19 protein-coding genes are annotated in these 18,904 nt (G+C 65.8%); all 19 read right to left on the bottom strand.

Annotated elements, in window-relative coordinates:
- Window positions 1–71 precede the first annotated feature (71 nt).
- On the bottom strand, window positions 72–512 hold the full coding sequence (locus tag NJ4_RS04460) for a single-stranded DNA-binding protein (protein ID WP_067430816.1): 441 nt from the start codon (window positions 510–512) through the stop codon (window positions 72–74).
- 113 nt (window positions 513–625) lie between these two features.
- The gene (locus tag NJ4_RS04455) at window positions 626–2,386 is read right to left on the bottom strand and encodes a type IV secretory system conjugative DNA transfer family protein (protein ID WP_067430813.1); all 1,761 of its coding nucleotides are present in this window, start codon (window positions 2,384–2,386) and stop codon (window positions 626–628) included.
- Window positions 2,383–2,988, bottom strand: coding sequence for a hypothetical protein (locus NJ4_RS04450; protein WP_067430810.1), 606 nt, complete (start codon window positions 2,986–2,988; stop codon window positions 2,383–2,385). The genes NJ4_RS04455 and NJ4_RS04450 overlap by 4 nt, the downstream gene beginning before the upstream one ends.
- A complete protein-coding gene (locus NJ4_RS04445) occupies window positions 2,985–4,091 on the bottom strand; it encodes an ArdC-like ssDNA-binding domain-containing protein (RefSeq protein ID WP_067430807.1) in 1,107 nt (368 codons plus the stop codon). Before NJ4_RS04445 ends, NJ4_RS04450 begins: the two co-directional genes overlap by 4 nt.
- A gap of 213 nt (window positions 4,092–4,304) precedes the next feature.
- Window positions 4,305–5,741 (bottom strand): mercury(II) reductase, encoded by a 1,437-nt coding sequence (gene merA / locus NJ4_RS04440; RefSeq protein ID WP_456093713.1) that lies wholly within the window; start codon window positions 5,739–5,741, stop codon window positions 4,305–4,307.
- 18 nt (window positions 5,742–5,759) lie between these two features.
- Window positions 5,760–6,248: a hypothetical protein gene (locus NJ4_RS27225; protein ID WP_067430802.1), complete on the bottom strand. Its 489-nt coding sequence runs from the start codon at window positions 6,246–6,248 to the stop codon at window positions 5,760–5,762.
- Window positions 6,249–6,370: 122 nt separating this feature from the next.
- Complete coding sequence (locus tag NJ4_RS04430; protein WP_067430799.1) at window positions 6,371–7,891, bottom strand: TraC family protein; 1,521 nt, start codon at window positions 7,889–7,891, stop codon at window positions 6,371–6,373.
- Window positions 7,888–8,283: a hypothetical protein gene (locus tag NJ4_RS04425; protein WP_067430796.1), complete on the bottom strand. Its 396-nt coding sequence runs from the start codon at window positions 8,281–8,283 to the stop codon at window positions 7,888–7,890. The genes NJ4_RS04430 and NJ4_RS04425 overlap by 4 nt, the downstream gene beginning before the upstream one ends.
- 57 nt (window positions 8,284–8,340) lie before the next feature.
- Complete coding sequence (locus tag NJ4_RS04420) at window positions 8,341–9,810, bottom strand: SCO6880 family protein (RefSeq protein ID WP_067430793.1); 1,470 nt, start codon at window positions 9,808–9,810, stop codon at window positions 8,341–8,343.
- Window positions 9,807–11,030, bottom strand: coding sequence for a conjugal transfer protein TrbL (locus tag NJ4_RS04415; RefSeq protein WP_174524581.1), 1,224 nt, complete (start codon window positions 11,028–11,030; stop codon window positions 9,807–9,809). Before NJ4_RS04415 ends, NJ4_RS04420 begins: the two co-directional genes overlap by 4 nt.
- Before the next feature lie 97 nt (window positions 11,031–11,127).
- Window positions 11,128–11,400 (bottom strand): DUF6112 family protein, encoded by a 273-nt coding sequence (locus NJ4_RS04410; RefSeq protein ID WP_067430786.1) that lies wholly within the window; start codon window positions 11,398–11,400, stop codon window positions 11,128–11,130.
- A 102-nt stretch (window positions 11,401–11,502) separates the two neighbouring features.
- Complete coding sequence (locus NJ4_RS04405) at window positions 11,503–11,793, bottom strand: DUF6112 family protein (protein ID WP_245644448.1); 291 nt, start codon at window positions 11,791–11,793, stop codon at window positions 11,503–11,505.
- Between the two features lie 57 nt (window positions 11,794–11,850).
- Window positions 11,851–12,711: a M23 family metallopeptidase gene (locus NJ4_RS04400; protein WP_407668044.1), complete on the bottom strand. Its 861-nt coding sequence runs from the start codon at window positions 12,709–12,711 to the stop codon at window positions 11,851–11,853.
- A gap of 249 nt (window positions 12,712–12,960) precedes the next feature.
- The gene (locus NJ4_RS04395) at window positions 12,961–13,647 is read right to left on the bottom strand and encodes a hypothetical protein (RefSeq protein WP_067430780.1); all 687 of its coding nucleotides are present in this window, start codon (window positions 13,645–13,647) and stop codon (window positions 12,961–12,963) included.
- A 14-nt stretch (window positions 13,648–13,661) separates the two neighbouring features.
- Complete coding sequence (locus tag NJ4_RS04390; protein ID WP_456093712.1) at window positions 13,662–14,489, bottom strand: hypothetical protein; 828 nt, start codon at window positions 14,487–14,489, stop codon at window positions 13,662–13,664.
- Between the two features lie 184 nt (window positions 14,490–14,673).
- Window positions 14,674–15,519, bottom strand: coding sequence for a hypothetical protein (locus NJ4_RS04385; RefSeq protein ID WP_067430774.1), 846 nt, complete (start codon window positions 15,517–15,519; stop codon window positions 14,674–14,676).
- 407 nt (window positions 15,520–15,926) lie between these two features.
- Window positions 15,927–16,853, bottom strand: a complete 927-nt coding sequence (locus NJ4_RS04380) for a bifunctional DNA primase/polymerase (RefSeq protein WP_082748184.1) — start codon at window positions 16,851–16,853, stop codon at window positions 15,927–15,929.
- Window positions 16,854–17,028: 175 nt separating this feature from the next.
- Window positions 17,029–18,168, bottom strand: a complete 1,140-nt coding sequence (locus NJ4_RS04375) for a helix-turn-helix domain-containing protein (RefSeq protein WP_067430770.1) — start codon at window positions 18,166–18,168, stop codon at window positions 17,029–17,031.
- On the bottom strand, window positions 18,152–18,829 hold the full coding sequence (locus NJ4_RS04370) for a hypothetical protein (RefSeq protein ID WP_067430767.1): 678 nt from the start codon (window positions 18,827–18,829) through the stop codon (window positions 18,152–18,154). Before NJ4_RS04370 ends, NJ4_RS04375 begins: the two co-directional genes overlap by 17 nt.
- Between the last annotated feature and the right edge of the window lie 75 nt (window positions 18,830–18,904).

Below are 18,904 nucleotides of genomic sequence, written 5' to 3'. Positions count from 1 at the left end.
ACCGGATGACGTTCGTCATCGAGCAACGAGGGCTGAACGCCATCCGCGTCGGAGGACTTGGATGCCATGGCTCAGAGCCCGATCGCAGCAGGCGGCTCGACCGTACGGTCAGATTCACGACCGGCCTCGGGGCCAGCGTCCCGTTCGGCCGACGGCGTCGGGCGGTCAACGTTGTAGCGGGTGCGGGCGGCGTCGTGCCCGATCCGGCGAGCGACGAACTCTTCACGCTGCACGGTGGTGCCGTCGCGCTCGAACTCATACTCGTGGACGTAGCCAGAGGCGACGAACTGGTCCCCGACGCGGAACCGGGCGTAGGCCCGTTCGGCGGAGGACTTGAAAAGCACCATGTCGCAGAACAGCGGGTCGAGTTTGGTGAACGCACCGTCTGCTTCTTTGCGCCACTGCTCGATCCCGACTCGTGCGCGGAATCTGGCCACGTCGCTCTTGCCGTACGTCAGCTCGGGTGCAGCGGCGATGAAGCCATGCAGGCTCATCTGCGTTGGGATGGTCATTGTCGACTCCTGACCTCGCGCGACGCCATGACTGGCAATCGCTCTCAGAAGTCAGGTGCACACCATCCCCCCCCGGGATTGACGACTTGACAGCGAGGGGGACATACGTCGGCTCAGCGTCGCCGCAGGGCTGACTCGATGGCAGACCGATCTATGCGTAGCTGGGCAGCATCCTTCCGGGCAGTCCACGGCCGCAGATCCGTGACCAGCGGTGGCGAGCTGCGCAGCAGAAGGAGAGCAGCGCCGAACGGCAAGGTGCGGATGGTCTCGGGTGGCATGACCGAGACGCGCCTGGTGGAGCGTTGGAGGGACCGGGATCCGTAGTCGCCCACGGAGATGGTGTCGGTCTTCTCGTCGCGTTCGCCGATGAGTGCGGAGAGGTCCTGCAGGTCGCGCGCTGAGGATGTGCCGCCGAGGATGATCTTGACGATGGAGGCGTCCCAGATCGCGCCGGCGGCGTGATCGCCCCACTTGTCCCGTACCTGAGACAGGGACTGGAGGACGGGCATCGTGGTGATGCCGGTGCCACCGCCCTCGGCCATGAGTACCGGCAGCGAGGGGAGTGGGGAGAGGTTGCCGATCTCATCGAGCGCCAACAGCAACGGTGGGTCGAGGCGCGCGCCAGGTGATTGGGCTGCGAGGCGGCGTGCGGTCTCGACGAGGTCTTCGATGAACGCGGCGACCAGTGACCACGAGGCACCAGCTCCCGCTCCGGTGGCCAGCAGGTAGAGGGTGCCGTTGCCAGTAAGGAACTCGGTTGGGTCGAAGTGCTCGCCGGCCCGAGGTGTGACGGCGTCGAGCACACGAGGATCCGCAAGGCAGGACAAGGCAAGGGAGACGCCCATCCAGATGGAGTCGCGGGTACGGGCGTCGGCGTGGATCATCGAGTCCAACGAATCTCCCCACCCGGTTGCAGCACCGGAGTGAGAGGCCAAGATCGCCACCGCGTCGGCCGCGGAGGAAGGTGACAGGGTCCAGGCGAACAGTTCGGTCGGGCTTCGGTGATCGAGGGCTGCGGCGTGCAGCAGAGCTTGGAGTGCGGTTCGCGTCTTGCCTTCCCAGAAGCCACCGGACTCGACGCCACCGGCGGATAGCCCAGTGGCTGAGGCGAGGCCGGTGGCGCGGATCATCGCCGTCAACGGGTCCTCACATCCTCGGACTGGCGACCAGCGCAGCCCGGCGGGGAGTCCTTCGGCCAGACGTTGGGGGTCGAACACGGCCACGGGTCCGCGTTCTTGGCGGGCGGTGATGGTGGCGGCGATGTTGTCGGGTCGGGTTGCGGTGGTCACGACTGCGCCGGGTGCATCGAGAATGGCGTTGATGACCACGTGCAGGCCCTTGCCGGAACGGGGCGGGCCGAGTACCAGGATCGAGTCTTCGACGGAGGCCCAAATCTCCATGCCTCGAGATCGCCCGACCAGATAGCCGACGTCGCCGGCGTCTGCGTGGTCGAGGCTCGGTCGCAGCGTCGAACTGCGTCGTAGGAGGGCCTTCTTCGATGCCGTGCTCACGACGTCGTGGCGGGTAGCGGTCCCGATCAGCCGGCGTGGGTCATGCTGCGACGTGTGTCGAAGGGCCGCGATGCGGCGCCACACCATGACGGCGCACGTCGAGCCGATGGCGAGCATGAGGACGAGGACGGACCAGAAGGCCCACACGGAGATCTCGGCTCCGAGCGCTCGGCCGGGATCGCCTGGGTTGGCAAGGACTCGGAATCCTGACGTCCAGCCAGCATCGGGTTGTTCAGCCCCGATCACCCCTGCAGTCACGGTGCCGGCGAGCCGCAGGACCGCGGCCACCGCGCCGAGTCCTGCGATCGCGATGAGCGCAAGGTTGACCAGGGTGTCGTCTACTGGTCGCGCGCCGCCGTTCACGACGCCTCACGAACCGACTCAGATGCTTTGGGTGGAGTGGCGCTGACGGCTCCGGAGGTGGCGCCGAGCAGCACCATGTCAGCGCTGTGTCGTTCGAGAAGCGCCACGGGGAGGCGCAGCTCAATGCTCCCGTCGGCCTCGGCTGCGCTGCGGTAGATCACGACCGCGATCGTGATCTCCTCGCCGTCTGCGAATCCGGTACCAGTCACCTCGCCTGACCCGAGCTGGGCCGACAACGTCGTACGTCGAGCCGTGACGTCCTGCGCGTGGGTAGACGGTGGGACGGCAGGACCGTGTGATCGGTCGATGGGTGCTGTTTTGGGGGTGTGGAAGTCGGTGAACACCTTGCCGTCAGGTTCGTGGATCTCGACCCGCAGGGCCGAGTCGTGCTCGGTTGCGATCTGGTCGAGCAGCTGCCGGAGTCCAGCACGAGATATCTGACACTCTCCGCCGGTGTCCTGGCTGGGGAACGGAAGCTCGTCGACCGTGACGTCGAGCAGGCCGTCCTTGTCTACGTCGATGCGGACCAATGGCAGGACGACGGGGATCCACGGCCTGCTGGTGGATCGCCGGTACGCGGTAGCGGGGTTGAGCAGGCTCATATCTCAACCACCTGTTGCACGACGACCGGACGTGGTTCGGGTACATCTACGCCGCGAGCCGGAGCCTGCCTGGCGGGTGCCTGGCGCTGCGCCGTTTCCCGGACGAGTCCGGGAGGGTCGCCGTCGCCGACTTGGGCGGTGTCGAGTTGGTCGAGCACGCGAAGGGAGGTCGTACGGACTCGCTCTGCAGTGGCTTGCACGACTTCGACGGGGTCGGCGCCGGGGACGCTGCTTGCCCAACTCGACACGTACGGAACCGTGTAGGAGGTGGTGTCGAGCCCGTGGGCGGCGCCGATCATGAGGGCCACTGATTCGGCCTCGACCTCGGCAATGCCACGGTGAAGCGCAGCATCAACAGCCGTGCCTTCGGTAGCACCGCGAGTGTCGGGTGAGTGGAGCATGACGTGACCGAGTTCGTGGGCCAGTGTCTTGACCCGTGCAGCATCGTCCATGTCGGCACGCACTGACACTTGCCGGGTGGAGAAGTCGGTGAGCCCGTTTGCGCCTCCGATCGCCGCAGCATCGGGGACCTGGTGAAGCGTGAACCCGAGGGCTTCGACCTGGGCTGCGAGTCCTTCCCACAGTCCCGCTGGCGCATGGCCAGCCAACAGTGTGGGCGCCGGCTGTGTGGGTAACGGATCGCCATCGGTCTGGGAGACGTCCCACACATACGCGGGCCGCAACCCGACCATCTTCGTTCGCGCGACCTCACCCGGCTGGGGGCGTTCGCCGCGGCCCAGACGGCGCCACGACTCGCTGTTGTTCGGGGTGCGGGAAGCGAACCGGGCGGTGACTGGGGCAAGGATCCCGTACCCGGATTGGCCCTTCATCACTTGGCGCCCGAGTGTCTGCCACTGCTTGAACCCCGCCACGTACGTCGGAGTCGGCGCCGGAACCCGCCCGAGCTGGAAGGCCTCGTTGTGCTGGATGTAGATCAGCATGACGTTGTTGAACGACCGGGAACGGAACCGTGCCGAGAACTCCAACGCACGGCGCCAGTCCTCACCGCTGACCAACGCGCCGACCGACTCGGTCAACTTCGTGTGCAGCGCATCGAGTTTTGCCTCCCGCGCCTGCTGGGACTCGCGTGTTTGATGCCGCATGCCGGCTCACCTCCCTGACGTGTCTTCAGTCAGGTGTGCTCCCGTTGCCCCACGGCCGGAATCGCAATCTACTTGGGTTTCGTTCGATTCAGCCGAGCGGTCGCAGGTACAGCACGCCGCAGCGTAGTCGCTACGACGTAGATCTTGAGCGAGCGATCAGGCATGACGGCTCGTCGCCGTAGCCGCCGCTCTGGATGAGCTCTTGTGTAGCCCTCATGCGCAGCAGGACAGTTGCGAGGGGTCAGTGGTGAAGGCCTTGGCGGCGATACGGATGCCTTCGGCCATGGTCAGGTAGGGGGCCCATGTGTCGGCGACCTCGGCGATGGTCTTGCCCAGGAGGTGGACGCCGGCGGCGGCCAGTTCGCCGGCGTCCTTGGCGACGGCGGTCAGGCCAAGGATCTCGCGTGTGTCGGCGTTCGCGACGATCTTGATGAACCCGCGGGTGTCGCGGTTCACCAGTGCGCGGGGCACGTGGTGCAGGGGCAGTACACGGCAGTCGCAGGGAATACCGGCGGCGATGACGTCTTTCTCGGTCATGCCGACCGCGCCGATGGCGGGGCTGGTGAAGGTCACCCGCGGTAACCGCGCGTAGTCGACGGCTCTCTCGGTGTGGGAGAGGGCGTTCTCGGCGACCAGGGTGCCGTGGTGGGCGGCGACGTAGACGAACTCGGGGTGCCCGGTGACATCGCCCGCTGCCCAGATCCGCGGGTTGGACGACAGCAGTTGATCCGTGACAACGACTTCCCCGGTGTCACCAGGGTTCACTCCGACGGCGAGGAGGTTCAGTCCGTCGGTGACGGGGCGGCGGCCGAGGGCGACCAGGACCTGGTCGGCGCGGAACTCTCGTGTTCCGCTGGCGACGTCGGCGCTCACGACGACCTTGCCGCCTATTTCGCGGGAGACTCGCGTCGGTACTGCGTGGCGGACAACGCGGATACCCTCGTCGGCGAACACCTCCTCAAGCGCCTTGGAGACGTCTGGCTCTTCTTTCGATGCCAGTCGGGAGCGCACCAGCATGGTGACGTTCGTCCCCAGCCGGGCGAACAGTTGTGCCTGCTCTAGGGCGACATAGCCGCCGCCGAGTACGAGCAGTGACTCGGGGACCTTGGTCAGTTCCATCGCCGTGGTCGAGGTCAGGTGCTCTGTTTCGTCTAGGCCGTCGATCGGCGGTGCCCAAGGCCGGGAACCGGTGGCGAGCAGATAGTGCTCGGCCTCAACGGTCTCGACGCTCCCGTCGATCTTGGTGACCTCCAAGACTGGTGCATCAGGGGTGCCTGCGAACGCGGCGTCTCCTCGCCGGACCTGCCAGCCGTAGGAGTCGGCGACGTCGACGTACTTCTCGCTGCGCAGGGATTCGATCAGCGTCTGCTTCCCCCCGATCAGAGCGGCCATATCGACAGGGTCCGCCTTCGTCGCGATCCCCGGGAAGCGCTCTGGGGCGTCCTCTGCGACGTGGCGCGCATTGGCTGCGGCGATGAGGACCTTCGAGGGAACACAGCCGGTGTTCACGCAGGTCCCGCCGAGTGTGCCGCGTTCGATCATCACCACCGACTTCCCCAACGTGGTGGCGCGGATCGCGGCGGCGAACGCGCCGCCGCCGGATCCGATGATTGCGAGGTCGAACTTTGTATGCATCGCTTGTCCTGTCACCGCTTGGTTGTGTCCGTCTCAGCCATACTGGACCTTCCAGTACAGGGGAAGGTCAAGCATGGCCTCGCCGATTGATCGGAGCCCGTTATGCGCATCGGGAAACTCGCCCAACGGGCGGGCACAAGGGCCAAGACGCTGCGGTTCTATGAGAAGCAGGGCCTGCTCCCACCGGCTGACCGCACACCGTCGGGATATCGGGACTATGAGCCCGACGCCGTAAACCGGATCGACTTCATCCACCGCGGCCAAGCGGCAGGTCTCACCCTCGCCCAGATCCGTCAGATCCTCGACATTCGTGACAGCGGTAGTTCGCCCTGCGAGCACGTCCGGAACCTTCTCGACGCCCGCCTGTGTGAGATTGAGCAGCAGATTGCCCAACTCACCGCACTGCACGACTCCGTCGTAGCCCTGCGCGATGCCGCTGCCGACCCCGCACCTGCCACCTGCGATCCCGGTTTGGTCTGCCGATACCTCTGAACTGCTCTCGAATGCCAAGAGCTGAGCCATGGGATCTGTCCCTCTCACCCTGGTCGACGGACTGAGCTTCCTCATCGCCGGCCCGGTCCGCGTCCGCCTGGCAGTCTGGCTTGACCACCGCGTCGAGAAGCGGCCGCGCATCGGGCGACGGATCAGGCAGGGGGGCCAGAATTCCTGGAATCGCGGGAGTCCCCGGTCATCCGGCCTGCGGTGTCGAACAGCTCCAGTTCGGCAGGATGAAGCTGATGTTGAACAACGAACGAGCGGTGCTTGATCCGCCACAGCCCTTGCCCTGTGCCGAGCGTGGGCAGCAACGATTGCTCGGTTCCGGTGAGGCCTAGTGCGGATGCGGTGCTTCCGAGTTGGTCGGATTCTTGGCGGTACACCACGCGTGTCTCGGCGTTCGCCAGCAGCGAGGACGCCAAGGCGCGCATCGCTGAGCCGGAGTCGCCCACATTTTCGAGGTCGGACAGTTTGTGGAACACCAGCATGTTCGCGATCCCGTAGTGCCGGGCGAGGCGCCAGTGGGCGTCCATGCGTCGCAGCAGCGCAGGATGTGACATGAGTCGCCAGGCTTCGTCGTACACGACCCAGCGTTGTCCGCCGTTGGGATCCAGGAGCGCGGACTCCATCCACGCCGACGCGCACGTCATCAGCACCGAGACCAGAGTCGCGTTCTCGGTGACGCGCGCGAGGTCAAGCGAGATCATCGGCAGCGTCGGATCGAACCGCACGGTCGAGGGACCATCGAACAGCCCGGCGAGGTCGCCGGCAACCAACCGGCGCAGAGCGTGTCCAGGAAGGCGTCCGTCTTCGGCCAACCTGCTGTCCGGCTTGGTTGCCGGGTCGGGCTCCAAGAGTCGGTCGACGACCAGTGGCAGCACTGGCACTTCTGCGGTGCGTACGACGTCGGCCAGCGCGATGTCGATCGCGGTGTGCTCCAACGGTGAGAGTCGCCGGTCCAGCACGGTCTCGGCCAGCGCCCCGAGCAGGTCGCGTCGACGCGCGGTGACTTGCGCCAACCACTGCGCATCGTCGATGCCGCCCGGACGGTGGCCTTCGTCGAGCGGGTTGAGCCTGGTGGACATGCCGTGGCCGAGCGCGATCGCTCGGCCGCCCACGGCCTCGGCGACGGCCGTGTGTTCACCTTTCGGGTCACCGGGGATGTAGACACGGCGGCCGAACGGGATCGACCGGGTGTAGAGGCTCTTGGCGAGCGATGACTTGCCTGAGCCGACGATCCCGGCCAGTACGACGTTGGGTGCGGTGATGAGGCCGCGGGTGTAGAGCACCCATGGGTCGTAGACAAACGAACTGCCCGAGTAGAGGTCCTGGCCGACGAAGACGCCGTCACTGCCGAGCCCACCTTCGGCGAGAAATGGGTACGCGCCGGCAAGGGTGGCGGAGGTGTCTTGGTGGCGGGGGAGTCGCAGTCGGCCGGGTGAGCGCAACGCAGCCGGGCCTGGTTCGCCAGCCTTGGGCAGCAATACCGTCGCCTTCCGTTCGGCGACCAGCGCATCGGACTTGGCCTTCGCCACCGACTTCTGCTCCGCGCGGTCCCGGGCCAGCAAGTCACGTGCCGCGAGCTTGCGGGCCTTGCGGTCGCGACGTCGTTCACGCTTCGGCGCAACCAGGACTGCGCTGTGTAGCCGCGATCCGTCCGGGTGGGTCACAGCGACACCCCGTTGGCGGTGTGCCCGCGACCAGGGGCTGCGTGGTGGCGGGGCTGGTAGACGATCGTCGCCTCGGACGCGTGCGCGCTGTCGATGGACTTGCCGACACTGTTCAACATCTCCGCGGCGCGGTGCAGGTCCCACGAGGCGCGATAGGCAGCGCCGGTCTGTCGCGGGTCGATGATTGTCGCGTCTGCGCGTGCTCCATGCTCGTCATGAAACGAGCCGATTTGATGCAGGGCTTGGCTCAAGGATGCGATGGCCTGCGACACGGACCCGAGCACGCCATAGATCTGCGACGGGTCTTCGATGCGTCGGGTGGCGTGCGCGAGACCGCGCAATGCTTGCTCAGCTTCGGTGGCATCGACGGCGGGGTCTTCGAACGTCGGCATGGTGTGCTCCAGAGGTGTCGGGGATGGTCACCAACGAGGTGTGTACGGCTGCCCGGGTCAGACGCTGCGGCACAGCGGCAGCGCAGCCGCGCTGAACGCCTGTGCTTGCTGGCCCCAGAGCCGTCGGGTCTCGCAGGAGGCTTGAATCGCAGCTTGTTCGATGTCGGCGACCGCCCGCTCGAGTTCCTCTGGGTCGCCTGCGGTGATGGCGATCAGCCCGGTGACCCGGAGGATCCCGTGCCCAGCAGTGAGATCCGCCTCCTGCTGCAGGACGTCGTTGTACTCGGCGCTGTGTTGCGCGTCTTCGATCTGCCCGATCCGTTGACGTTGCGCGGCATCGGAGACGTACTCGGTCTTCTTCTTCCGGATGTCGCGCGCGGCCTGGTCGGTGCGCATCGGGGTGTAGAGCAGGCTGAAGGTGCGGCGGATCCCCGACGACAGCAGCACGGGGGCGAGGAACCCAGGGAACACCAGCGACCTGGGCCATTCGCTGATCCACAGCACGCAGTGGTGCGCGGAGTCGGATCGCAGCGATGACCAGCTTTCGGTAACCGCAACCGGGCCGGCGGTGGCGAGGTCTCGGCCGACGTCGCCGTGACGCTCCAACGCTGCCCCGACGTCGGGGTCATAGGCGCCACGCAGGATCACAGCCAGGTCACCGGGTTCGAGCCAGTCCGACGGGGAGAGGTCAGCGGAACGGAGCGCGGCGACGATGGTCGACATCTCCTGCCGCAGGACAGCAGCAGCGCCCCGGTTGCCGCCCCCGGCCGCACGGATGGCTCTGCTGGCGGTCTTGAGGTCGAGTGACAGCGAGATCGTGGAGGCGTGCCGCTCACCGGCGGGTCCGGCGCGGTCGATGAGCTCGCCGTACGTCGTTGCGGCAAACGAGTCATCTCCGCTTCCGTGCTGACGCCACCACTCGGCCAGCCCTTTCCCGGAGTCGGGCAGGGTCCGCTCCATGATCTGCAGCGACGCGATGCGTCCGGAGCGGCAGGCGGTGGCCAGGACACGTCCCCACCCGGTGACGCGGCGTTCTTGTTCGAGGGGGTCGAGCAGGATGAATGCCGGGTGCGCGACCGAGACGATCGCGGTCAGAGTGTTGCGGTGCGGGTCATGCACCATCACGGCCCCGGTCTCGGGATCGAGCCATTGCCGCAAGCGGGCGGCATCACCGGGCAATGCGAGCGTGCCGACAGGTCGTGGAGCTACGACCCGTCGCCGGTAGATGAGTTGGCCGCCGGTGGATCGCCACAACCAGACGGCGGCGATGGGGAGCCACTGGATGAGCTTGCGGCCACCGACTCCGACAAACGCGAGTGCGGCGCAGAAGAGAATGACGGGGAAGGCGACGATCAGGCTAGCCCCGCCGCCGACGTACAGCGAGAACACGAGCATCACGGCGCCTATCCCCACGACGACGAGTTGGGAGGCGGCCAGCCCGAACAGGACACCTCGCCGGGTGAGGCGGGAGAACTTCACCGGCTGGAGTTCGTAGTCACCGGGCTTCGAGGAGGTAGCGGCGTTCATGACTTGCCCCCAGAACGGTTGGATCCACGATTCGACATCGGAGGAGTGGGATCTGCGGTGTGGCCCGGAACAGTCCCGGAAGCGCCGGTCGGAGCAGCGGCCTGATCGGCCTGGCCAGAGGCTTGGCTGGAGACGAAGTTGCCCAACTTGGGTCCGGCGCTCGCGGCTTCCTTGGCGACCACAGCACCTGCTGCGACCGCGCCACCCGCGGCAGCACCGCCCCCACCAGATCCCGCGCCACCTGAACTTCCAGCGTTGGGTGCGGCAGTCGGGGCCGGGGCACCACCCGAACCACCAGCTCCACCACCACCGTTGCCCCCGCCGAGGATCTTCGGCACAGTGCCGCCGGCTCCGCCGCCTGAGGGAATCGGGAGCGGTCGGTTCATGGCGGACTTGGCTTCCTGTTCGGCTGACATCGCGTGGTACATGTCGAAGCCCATGAAGCTGATCGCCTTGTAGGTCATGTACGGCGCGAACCCGGCCATCAGCATTAGCACCACACCCGCGATCGGCTCGCTCACCGATTGCAGATCAGCATCGATCGGTGCCGACACTTGGGCGGTCGCGAGCAGGAAAATCACCACGAGCACGAGCTTGGACAAGATCAGCGCGATCACGAACGTCGCCCACTTCCCGATCCAGCCGCGGGTCTGGTCCCACGAAGCACCGGCCAGGGCAATCGGGGCGAAGACGATGGCAACGAGCAGAAGGGCCTTGCGAACCAGCAGGCTGATCCACACGATCACGGCTGCGCTGATCGCCATCCCGGCGAGAAAGATCGTCAGGATCGCTGCGGCCCCCGGTGCTTTGAGGCTGAGTCCGCCGATGCCGACAGCCAAGAGCGCGATGCGGTCGCCCATCTCGTCCATGTTCGTTCCGGCGGCGTTGACTATCCCGATGGTGAGTTGGTCGGTGATCTCCAGAGCCACCGCGAGCAGGGTGATGGCGACGAAGGACCCGAGGACCGATTTGGCCAAGCCAGTCAGGGCTCTGGTCAGGGCGGCGGGTTCTCGTCGGATCATGCCGCCGATGACCTGCAGCATGAAGAAGCCGAGCATCACGAACACCGCGACCCCGAACAGGATGTTGTAGACCTTCATGTATTCGTCGCTGGTGATGTCGACCGAGGTGGTGGAGTCGAAGACGGACCAGACCGACTCAAACATCCACTCAGCTGCGTTGCCCATACCCTCGGCGAGCCAGTCGAACGGCGCGGTCACCAGACTCGCGGCCGCATCACCGGCCTTGTCGCACACGGTGGAGACCACCGGTAGATCGCAGACACCCATCGCCGTTGCTCCCGTCGCTTGCTGAAGTTCAGACCGCTTGGCCGACGTTCCAGAAGAAGTTGACCAACGCGACAGATGCGCCGGTCACGATCGCGGCGCCGAGGGCGATGACGACGCCCAACTTGCCGCGGCCGGCCAGATGAGGGTTGGACGAGTTCGAGCCCATCGCCCACACGACGGCCGAGATGATCAAGGCGAGGACGGCCAGGATCAGGCCGACGGTCATGGACGCGCCGACGATCTTGCGGAGCTGTCCGATGCCGGGCAGTCCATTGGAGTTCGGGTCGATGGTGATGTCCATCGGCAGAACCTGAGCAAGGGCGGGAAGTAGCTCAAGGTGAAACACGATTCCTCCTGAAGTCGCTGGATGTACCTGTTCGAGAGGTGCGCACCCCGACGCAGCTCACAGCGCTGCGCCGATGTCGAGGAGCCAGTTGGCCCAGGCAAGCGCACCACCGGTCAGCGCGGCTCCACCGAGGGCTACGAAGACACCGGCCTTCGCCTTCGAGGCGGACTGCCAGCTCCCGTTCGACGACGAGATGGCCCAAGCCGCTGCAGAGACGATCAGCATCAGGCACGCGAACAGCAGCCCATAGGTCAGCAGCGCACCGATGACCTTGCGCATGTCACCGGCGCCACCAACGGCCCCAAAGTCAGGACCCGTCGTGCGTTGCATCAACTCGATGGTTGTCATGCCGGAAAGGTGCGACAGCCCGTCCCAGGTCTTACATCTAATGCAACTTCCGACTTTTCAGTTCACGGTCGTGAAGTGCAGATGATCGTAATGTCCTCCGGTGATCGCGGCGGGGTCATGCATGCCGCCTCCGTCGTAGGTGCGCCACCCCTCGGCCGATCTCGCGACGGACCAGATCTTCCCCTGCCAGATGAGGTACTGAACACCGAGTGTCTTCGCGTTGGTCTTCATCCAGCTGGTGACCTTCCAGCCCAGGTCGAGGGCAGAGCCAGTGGCCTTGGTGCCGATGGAGTTGCCGAACGTTCCGTCGCAGGCACGGCCGAGGGAGTGCTCGGAGGGTTGGCCGGGGCGAGGGGAGTAGCACGACCATGCGGTGCTGGGGAACTGTTGGCGAACCTGCGCGAGCACAGCCGCGGTGCGTTCGGTGATCTTCCCGTCGGTGGTGGGGTCGCCGACCATGCCATTGGGATTCGTCCCGTCGTACGACGTCGCATCACCCTTGGGCCCGCAGCCACCCTCCTTGCTGGGTGACCCATTCGTCAGGTCGACGGCTCCTTGCGCTGCGAGCCATGGCGCGGGATCGACCGGGGCCCCGCTCGCGCTGCCGAGGCGTAGCTCGAAGTGCAGGTGGGGCCCGGTGGCGTAGCCGGTGGCGCCGACCGAGGCGATCTGTTGACCAGCGGTGACCCGGTCGCCAGCCTTGACCATGATGCTTGCCGCAGCCATGTGGGCGTAACCCGTGTCCATGCGCTGACCAGCGACCGTGTGCTCGATGAGGATCAGGTTCCCGTAGCCTGCCGACGGTCCCGCCGAAGCGACACGTCCGTCCGCCGCAGCCAGAATCGGTGTCCCTGACGGGGCGGCGAAGTCGGTGCCGCTGTGCAGTTTGTAGACACCGGTGATGGGGTGTCGTCGCATCCCGAACGCGCTGGTTTGGATCCACGTGCCTTTCGGCAGAGGGAACACAACACGCGAGGACTCCCCAACCGGGAGAGCGGTAGTCGTGTCATCGTCGGAGAAGAACGTGAAGTTCACCGACGTTGCCGGCAGACAGGACGCTTCTGCGGCGGGATTCAGTATCGCCGTCAGCGACAGGAGGACGGCGGCCGGGCCGAGGAACAGCATGACCAGCCCGCCGATGATGACCTTCGACATCACGGGACTCGCCTACTCCAGGGGCTCGTTCAGCAGCGACAGTCGCAGGAGGCGGCACGCGTCGTACGTCGGCGCACAGACGATGAAGACGGTGAAGGTCACGTCGTGGCGGCTGGCGACAGGTTTGCCGTCCCAGATGCCGTCGCGGTGACGGATGCCGCTGATCGTGTACGCCGTAGTGCCTGGCGCAAGCGTTGCGCTGCCCTGTTCGAGCGCGGTGGCCCACTTGGTCGGCACCTCGACCGATTCGATCTCGATCCATTGCCGGGTTTCGTATTCGCGCAGGTCGATCCAGGTGGTCTCCGGGGGGAGGTAGGCGTCGACGTCGCTGATCAACCCCGGTGATTCCTCGCCGGTCGGGTCGGCGATCGTCGCGATCCGTTCGAGGTACGCCGTCCGTGGCGCCAACGCGGTGGTGTCCCAGTCGAAGATCGCATGCGCGATGACCTCGGCGAACTCCGCTGGGTCAGCGACCGGTGGGAGCCCCGGGAGAGTGCCGTCGTCCGGTTCATTCGCTGGATCGACCAGTAGCTCAGGTCCGGCGGACGTCGTCGGGTCAGCAGGTGCGGGAGCAGCAGTCTGATTGCGGGTGAGCAGCACGTAGGTGATCGCTGCGGCAACGAGGAGCGCGACGGTGATGGCTACCACGATCAACCGGCGCCGACGCAGGTCCGGATCGTAGGTGGAGGAACGCAACATGGCCAGTCACCCCTTCACGCACTCGCCACGACGTCACACGAACGGCGCTCGCATGGGCGGTGTTTGCGTGCGGCTCGCGCATGGTCGGCAAACTCCACGGAGGCAGTGAGAGTTTGCTGGAAGGCCGACCACTGGGCGTCGGTCAGTTCCTGCCCGACCTCGACCGGGTCGTACCGGTCGGTCCAGCCCTCCAGGTCTTCCCAAATGAGGACGAAGGAGTGAACCGAACGCCGTGCTGCCTCGGCTGCAGCCTCACGCTTGCGCCGATTCTCAGCGATGCGGGCGGCGCGGTCGGCCCTCGCCTGGGTCAAGGCTTTGGCCGCGAGTTCCTCCAGGTCTTCGGCCGTGTCGTCGTCGGGTTCGCGGTCCTCGGCGAGCTTCAGTGCGGCCCGCACCCGTTGGTAGCTGGGATCGACAGCACCACCTTCGCGGATCCGCTCGAGTTCCTCCTCAGCGACGTTTCGTACGTCAGCCGGTCTGGCGTCGTCGGCAGCGATGGTCTCGATCGTGCAGATCTGTTCGAGCCGAGTGTGTGAAGCCGAGTTGGTCACCAGTTGCGCTGCTTGATTGCGCGACTTTCCTGGGTCGCCGTGCGGTGGTGCCGATTCGGCACCACCGTCGCCTACTTCCCCGTCGTCGGCACCGAACCGTGTCGCGCGTTGGCGTCGCAGGGCGTCCTCGGTCAAGAGGTCCTTCAGTTCCCGGTAGAGCTTTGCGGCATCAAATGGGAGCAGCGGCCGGTGAAGGGTGTTCTCGTCCTGCTCGGCCAGCAACTGCGTCAATGGGTCAGAGATCCCGGTGCGCACCCACACCCGCAGCGTGGGCCAGCCCAGTTCCTTCACGGCCTTCAACCGGCGGTGACCGCAGACCAAGACTCCGTCCGGTGTGATCGTGATCGGCTGGAGGAGACCGAGCCGATCGATTGACCGCATCAGCGGTGCGAGATCCCGCTCAGGGTCGGAGCGGTGCCGGACCCCGATGGTGATGGAGTCGACGCGTCGTTCCAGCTCGATGTGCCCGGTCGCCTCAGACATGGGACGCACCCTCGCTCTTCGGGGCGGTGGCCGCGAACACGTCCGCGAAACACACTACCGAGCTGAGCTCTGCGGGCAGGTAGCCCATCATCAGCAACTGGAGCAGTCCACGTCCTTCGCGAGTTCGTTCAAGGACCGGGTCGTCGATGCCGAGCAGCGCCTGCAACACCGCAACCCAGTCCGGGTGAGACAGGTCCAACAGGGCTTCGGCGTGGTGGTCACGGGTCAGACGCGCGTACGCCGTCGCGCGGGAGCCGGAACGGATCAGCTGACCGCACACGTACTCGATGCACCAATGCGCGGATGCCTCCGGCCAGCCGTTGTCGACCAGGATGTGCGCGGCCTGTTCGGCAGCCACCCACGCATTCGTCGGCTCCTCCGTGACCGACGGGGAGGACAGCACGTCCCAGTCGCGGAGTTCCTGCTCGGGCGGCACATGGAACGCCGGATGGTAGTCGGCCAGGTCGTTGTCGCGGTCACAGAAGCGTTCGGCGTCGTGGTTCGCGGAGATCTCGGTTCGACGCGCCTGGTGGTTGGAGCACAGCAGGCCTTGGGCGCGGGCGTCGTAGATCAAGGTGATTTGCACCGCTCGGGTCACCACCGCCCACGGGTCGATAGCCGTACGAACCGCACGGGTGCGCATCGCCTCGAACGCCGCGACCGCGGCATCCTCGGGTGCCAGGTCGTACTTGCGAGCGAGCGCGGCGTACTTCGTTGTCGCGAACCGCATCAGGTCTTCGGCATCAGGGTCGTGCTGCCACGTCCCTGCTGGGGAGTACTGCAACCGGACCAGCAGAAGGCGCAGCCCCTGGGAGGTCGTGAACGCCGGCGTGTTCACAGTCCCAGCCCTTCAGGTGCAGCCGATTGGGGCCGAGAGATCGAGGAACGTGTCGTACGCCGTGCGGCCCGCGCGACCGCTGCCGGCGTCTGTCGTGCCCGCGCCGACAACGCGGTCTGCAGGTCGATCCCACGACCCGCCGCCGGCGATCCGATCTTCATCGCCAGTTCGGTCGGGCGGACCCACACGACACCGCGAGACGACGCGGGGGCCGCCCCAAGGTGCGTGGCCGTTTGGGAGGGGTCGTGTCGCACAGCAAGCGGCGAGACCTCACGCTCTGGCGCCTCCGGAGGCGTGGCGTCGGGGATGCGGTCGAGTTGACGTTCGTAGGGCTCGGGGCCGTTCATGGGATTACCTCGTCTGATGAAATCGGAAGCGAACTGGGGCAAGAGTGGGCTGCGGCAGCGTCATAGGCGGACCCCCTCAACCGCCTGCATAGGGCGCGGGCATCCACTCCGCGTGGAGTCGGCGCCCAGGCGGGTGGCGATGCGATAGGCGGACTGGATGGTCGTCAACGATTCGCGGTCGGACAGCCCGGCCTGCCGTGCTGCGCCGCCGAGAACGTCGGCGGCGACGTCGAAGCGTTCCCCGGCTTCCGCCATCCGGCACGACGCCCAGAACAGGCCATGGTTGCGCTCGCCTTCGGACAGGGATGCGACCCACGCCGCGAGTCGATCTGGACGTGTCCCGACGACGGGGAGGTCGGCGGGCGACCGGGTTGGACGAGGCGGGTCGAGGAATCGTCGCAAAGCGCCAGCGTCCACCGAGTCAGGTTGATGAGTGGCTATGTCGATGACCTCGTACTGGCCGATCGTGTTGTCGTCCTGGGTCACGTGCGACGGGGGCAGTACGACGTACCCGCCGTCGCCGCGGAAGTCGACGTGCTTGCGGGGTACCTGCCAGGACGGCTGGCTCGCATCGTCGGCGTGTAGGAAGCAGAGGTGAAGCCCGGAGGAGGGCGTCTTCACCATCCACGCGGGATCACCGAGCAAGCCCGAAGTGCGCGCACTAAGGATCGCGTCGTAGCCATTGCCGCAGGCGTGGACATCAACGTCCACGACGTCAATCCCCGATGCCATGCCGGTTGGCATCGCGACGTTCGCATCCGGCCAACGGCGCCACCAGTCAGCGACCTGATCGGGGTCGAGCGACGCGTCTCGGAACCCGTGCGTCGTGAGCGGACGCTTCTCCAGCGCCACGCACGGGAACACAGGCACGTCGGCCGCTGCGAGGAGTTCGGCGGCCTCCCGTGGCTGGGTAGCCTCACGAAGTTGGACGACCAGCGCGGGAGACCATCTTTGGGTCGACGTCCTGGGCTGTGTCGAGTCGGTCATGCACTCGACTCTGATCAGCACCCGTATCCGACTACGTTCCCCCTACTGATCAGTAATGGTGGGGGAACACCCCGCTTCGGGGACGTTTGCGCAGGTCAATGGGCGTTCCCCCAAAGTCAGAAAATCGACAGAGAGTCGACGTCCTCCTGCCTCGGCCCGTAGGTGACAGTTCTGTTCAGACGCGGCGTCGGTCGCGCAGGCTTATCACGGCCGCTGGCGCGGATTCGATCTTGTCAAGGCCGAGCGAGAGACCGTCTGGGTCCTGCGCCCATTGGCGGAGCAGGTCAGAGGGAAGACCAAGATCGCGGCTTGCGACGCGGCGGTCGCTGCCGTAGATCTGTGTGAGGGCCTGGCCGAACAGAAGGGGTTTCTCGTTGTCGACCTCGACTGGCTCGTGCTTGCGCCAGCCCTGCGAGGACCACTGGATGAAAAGGCTCCGTTCGCGCTCGACGCTGATGAGTTTCAGGTCCCGAGCTCGTTTGATGATGCTGGCTACTGGCGCACCGAACTGTGCCTTGATGCCGAGGTAGCCCTGAAGGTTCAAGGACTCGCTGAGCTGATCGATGACACCGTCTCGCGGCAGCAGCATGGCTCGGGCGAAGTGGTGAGCGCGCTGCTCGGCTGGGTTGCGACCGCCGCGGATTGGGGAAACGAGTCCTTGGTCAAAGATGAGGTGCCCGAGCTCATGTAGCACGGCGAAGCGTTGTTCCGCGCCACTCATCTCAGAGACCAGCGCCACCAGCGGTCGGCCTGTCGCTTGGTGGGGCATCGAGATGCCCTTATGGTCAGCGCGGTCCGGGTCAAGGTGTTCCAGGTCGGTGATGACGCCGACGCCCAGGCGCTCGAGTTCGCGTGTGGCGTTCTTGATCGGCGTCGTCGGCGCGAGACCCATACGAGTGCGAGTAACGGTTGCGACCTGCTCAACAAAGCCGCCGTGGTCGCGAGGGTCGACCAGTGAGGTTGCGTGGTAGCCGGACGCCAGCGAGATGTCCTCAAACACGCGTGACGCTTCACGGTGGAGTCGCTTGATACGGCGCTCATCGGCGGCAGTTGCCTTTGAGTTCTTCCAGAAGGTTTGGACGAGGATCTCGCGCTCCGCCGTGGGCACGTCGAAGAAAGACACGGGCACTTGGTAGGCCAAGGCCAGCTTGGTGACTAGGTCAGCGGGAAGCGGACGTTCGCCCTTCTCGATCCGGGAGAGGAACGACTGATTGACGTCGATCCGTTCGGCCAGACCCGTCTGAGTGAGGCCGAACATCTCGCGGAGCGCCCCGAGCCGCTGACCGCGGCGTTCGATGTCACTGCTGCTTGTCATTGGTGTCCCTCTTGAGGAAAAAGTCCTCCTCTGCGGCGTCACCGTCGAAGCGTTTCGTGGTGTGAAGTTCACCGTTGGGGAGAATGTTAAAGAAGAAATTGCAGCCTACGGGTCGGCCGAATTGGCCTGCTTCGGTGGTGTGAAGGATGCGGCTCTGAAATGTGTTCAGGTCCACAGCCTCGTTCGCGTCGCGGCCGTAGTCCCAGGCGAAGTGGAGATCGATCTGGTCGGCGCGGGTGTGGTGGATTCCGTCCAGTTCGAAAAGAGTTGCTGGGGTGGCCCAGCGTTGCCGACGACTCTTGCTCGACCCTGCCGGCGGAATGCCGCCAGGGTGGACCCGGCGGTTCTCCTTGAGGAAGTCGACATTGAGACCGGCTTCCGAGTTGATAAAGACAATTTGCCCCATGAGGCGCGAGTCGCCGCCGAGGATCCATCCTGGAGGCAGGGGGTGTTTCTCAAAGTACATGCGTAGCTCGGCTCTGGCCGTAAGCGACCAGAGGTGGGGCTGTTGCCTGAACACGAAGCGGGCATTGTGCTTGTTGGCGAAACTCAGCGAGTGCGACAGTCCCTCGAACCACGGTGAGGCCATCGGAGTGAGGTGCTCATGAAGTTCATGGATCAGCTCATCGGGGAGCTCGTGTTCGGAGGAGGTTTGGGTCATAATCCGGCTTCCTGGTCCCAGTTGGTCATAATATGACGCGCGTTGCAAGACTATAGAAGCATGTTCCCCCAACCT

This window comes from Nocardioides jensenii JCM 1364 = NBRC 14755 (assembly GCF_001552535.1).
Taxonomy (GTDB): Bacteria; Actinomycetota; Actinomycetes; order Propionibacteriales; family Nocardioidaceae; genus Nocardioides; species Nocardioides jensenii.
The sequence above is the reverse complement of the archived record's forward strand: the minus strand, read 5'-3'. Positions and strand labels throughout refer to the sequence as shown.

What these genes read in the sequence shown, in the direction of transcription:
- NJ4_RS04405 (WP_245644448.1), bottom strand. Translation starts at nt 11,793, where the DNA reads ATGACAACCATCGAGTTGATGCAACGCACGACGGGTCCTGACTTTGGG.
- NJ4_RS27225 (WP_067430802.1), bottom strand. Translation starts at nt 6,248, where the DNA reads ATGGCTCAGCTCTTGGCATTCGAGAGCAGTTCAGAGGTATCGGCAGAC.
- NJ4_RS04460 (WP_067430816.1), bottom strand. Translation starts at nt 512, where the DNA reads ATGACCATCCCAACGCAGATGAGCCTGCATGGCTTCATCGCCGCTGCA.
- NJ4_RS04380 (WP_082748184.1), bottom strand. Translation starts at nt 16,853, where the DNA reads ATGACCGACTCGACACAGCCCAGGACGTCGACCCAAAGATGGTCTCCC.
- NJ4_RS04425 (WP_067430796.1), bottom strand. Translation starts at nt 8,283, where the DNA reads ATGCCGACGTTCGAAGACCCCGCCGTCGATGCCACCGAAGCTGAGCAA.
- NJ4_RS04395 (WP_067430780.1), bottom strand. Translation starts at nt 13,647, where the DNA reads ATGTTGCGTTCCTCCACCTACGATCCGGACCTGCGTCGGCGCCGGTTG.
- NJ4_RS04450 (WP_067430810.1), bottom strand. Translation starts at nt 2,988, where the DNA reads ATGAGCCTGCTCAACCCCGCTACCGCGTACCGGCGATCCACCAGCAGG.
- NJ4_RS04445 (WP_067430807.1), bottom strand. Translation starts at nt 4,091, where the DNA reads ATGCGGCATCAAACACGCGAGTCCCAGCAGGCGCGGGAGGCAAAACTC.
- NJ4_RS04410 (WP_067430786.1), bottom strand. Translation starts at nt 11,400, where the DNA reads ATGGACATCACCATCGACCCGAACTCCAATGGACTGCCCGGCATCGGA.
- NJ4_RS04375 (WP_067430770.1), bottom strand. Translation starts at nt 18,168, where the DNA reads ATGACAAGCAGCAGTGACATCGAACGCCGCGGTCAGCGGCTCGGGGCG.
- NJ4_RS04400 (WP_407668044.1), bottom strand. Translation starts at nt 12,711, where the DNA reads ATGCGACGACACCCCATCACCGGTGTCTACAAACTGCACAGCGGCACC.
- NJ4_RS04420 (WP_067430793.1), bottom strand. Translation starts at nt 9,810, where the DNA reads ATGAACGCCGCTACCTCCTCGAAGCCCGGTGACTACGAACTCCAGCCG.
- NJ4_RS04370 (WP_067430767.1), bottom strand. Translation starts at nt 18,829, where the DNA reads ATGACCCAAACCTCCTCCGAACACGAGCTCCCCGATGAGCTGATCCAT.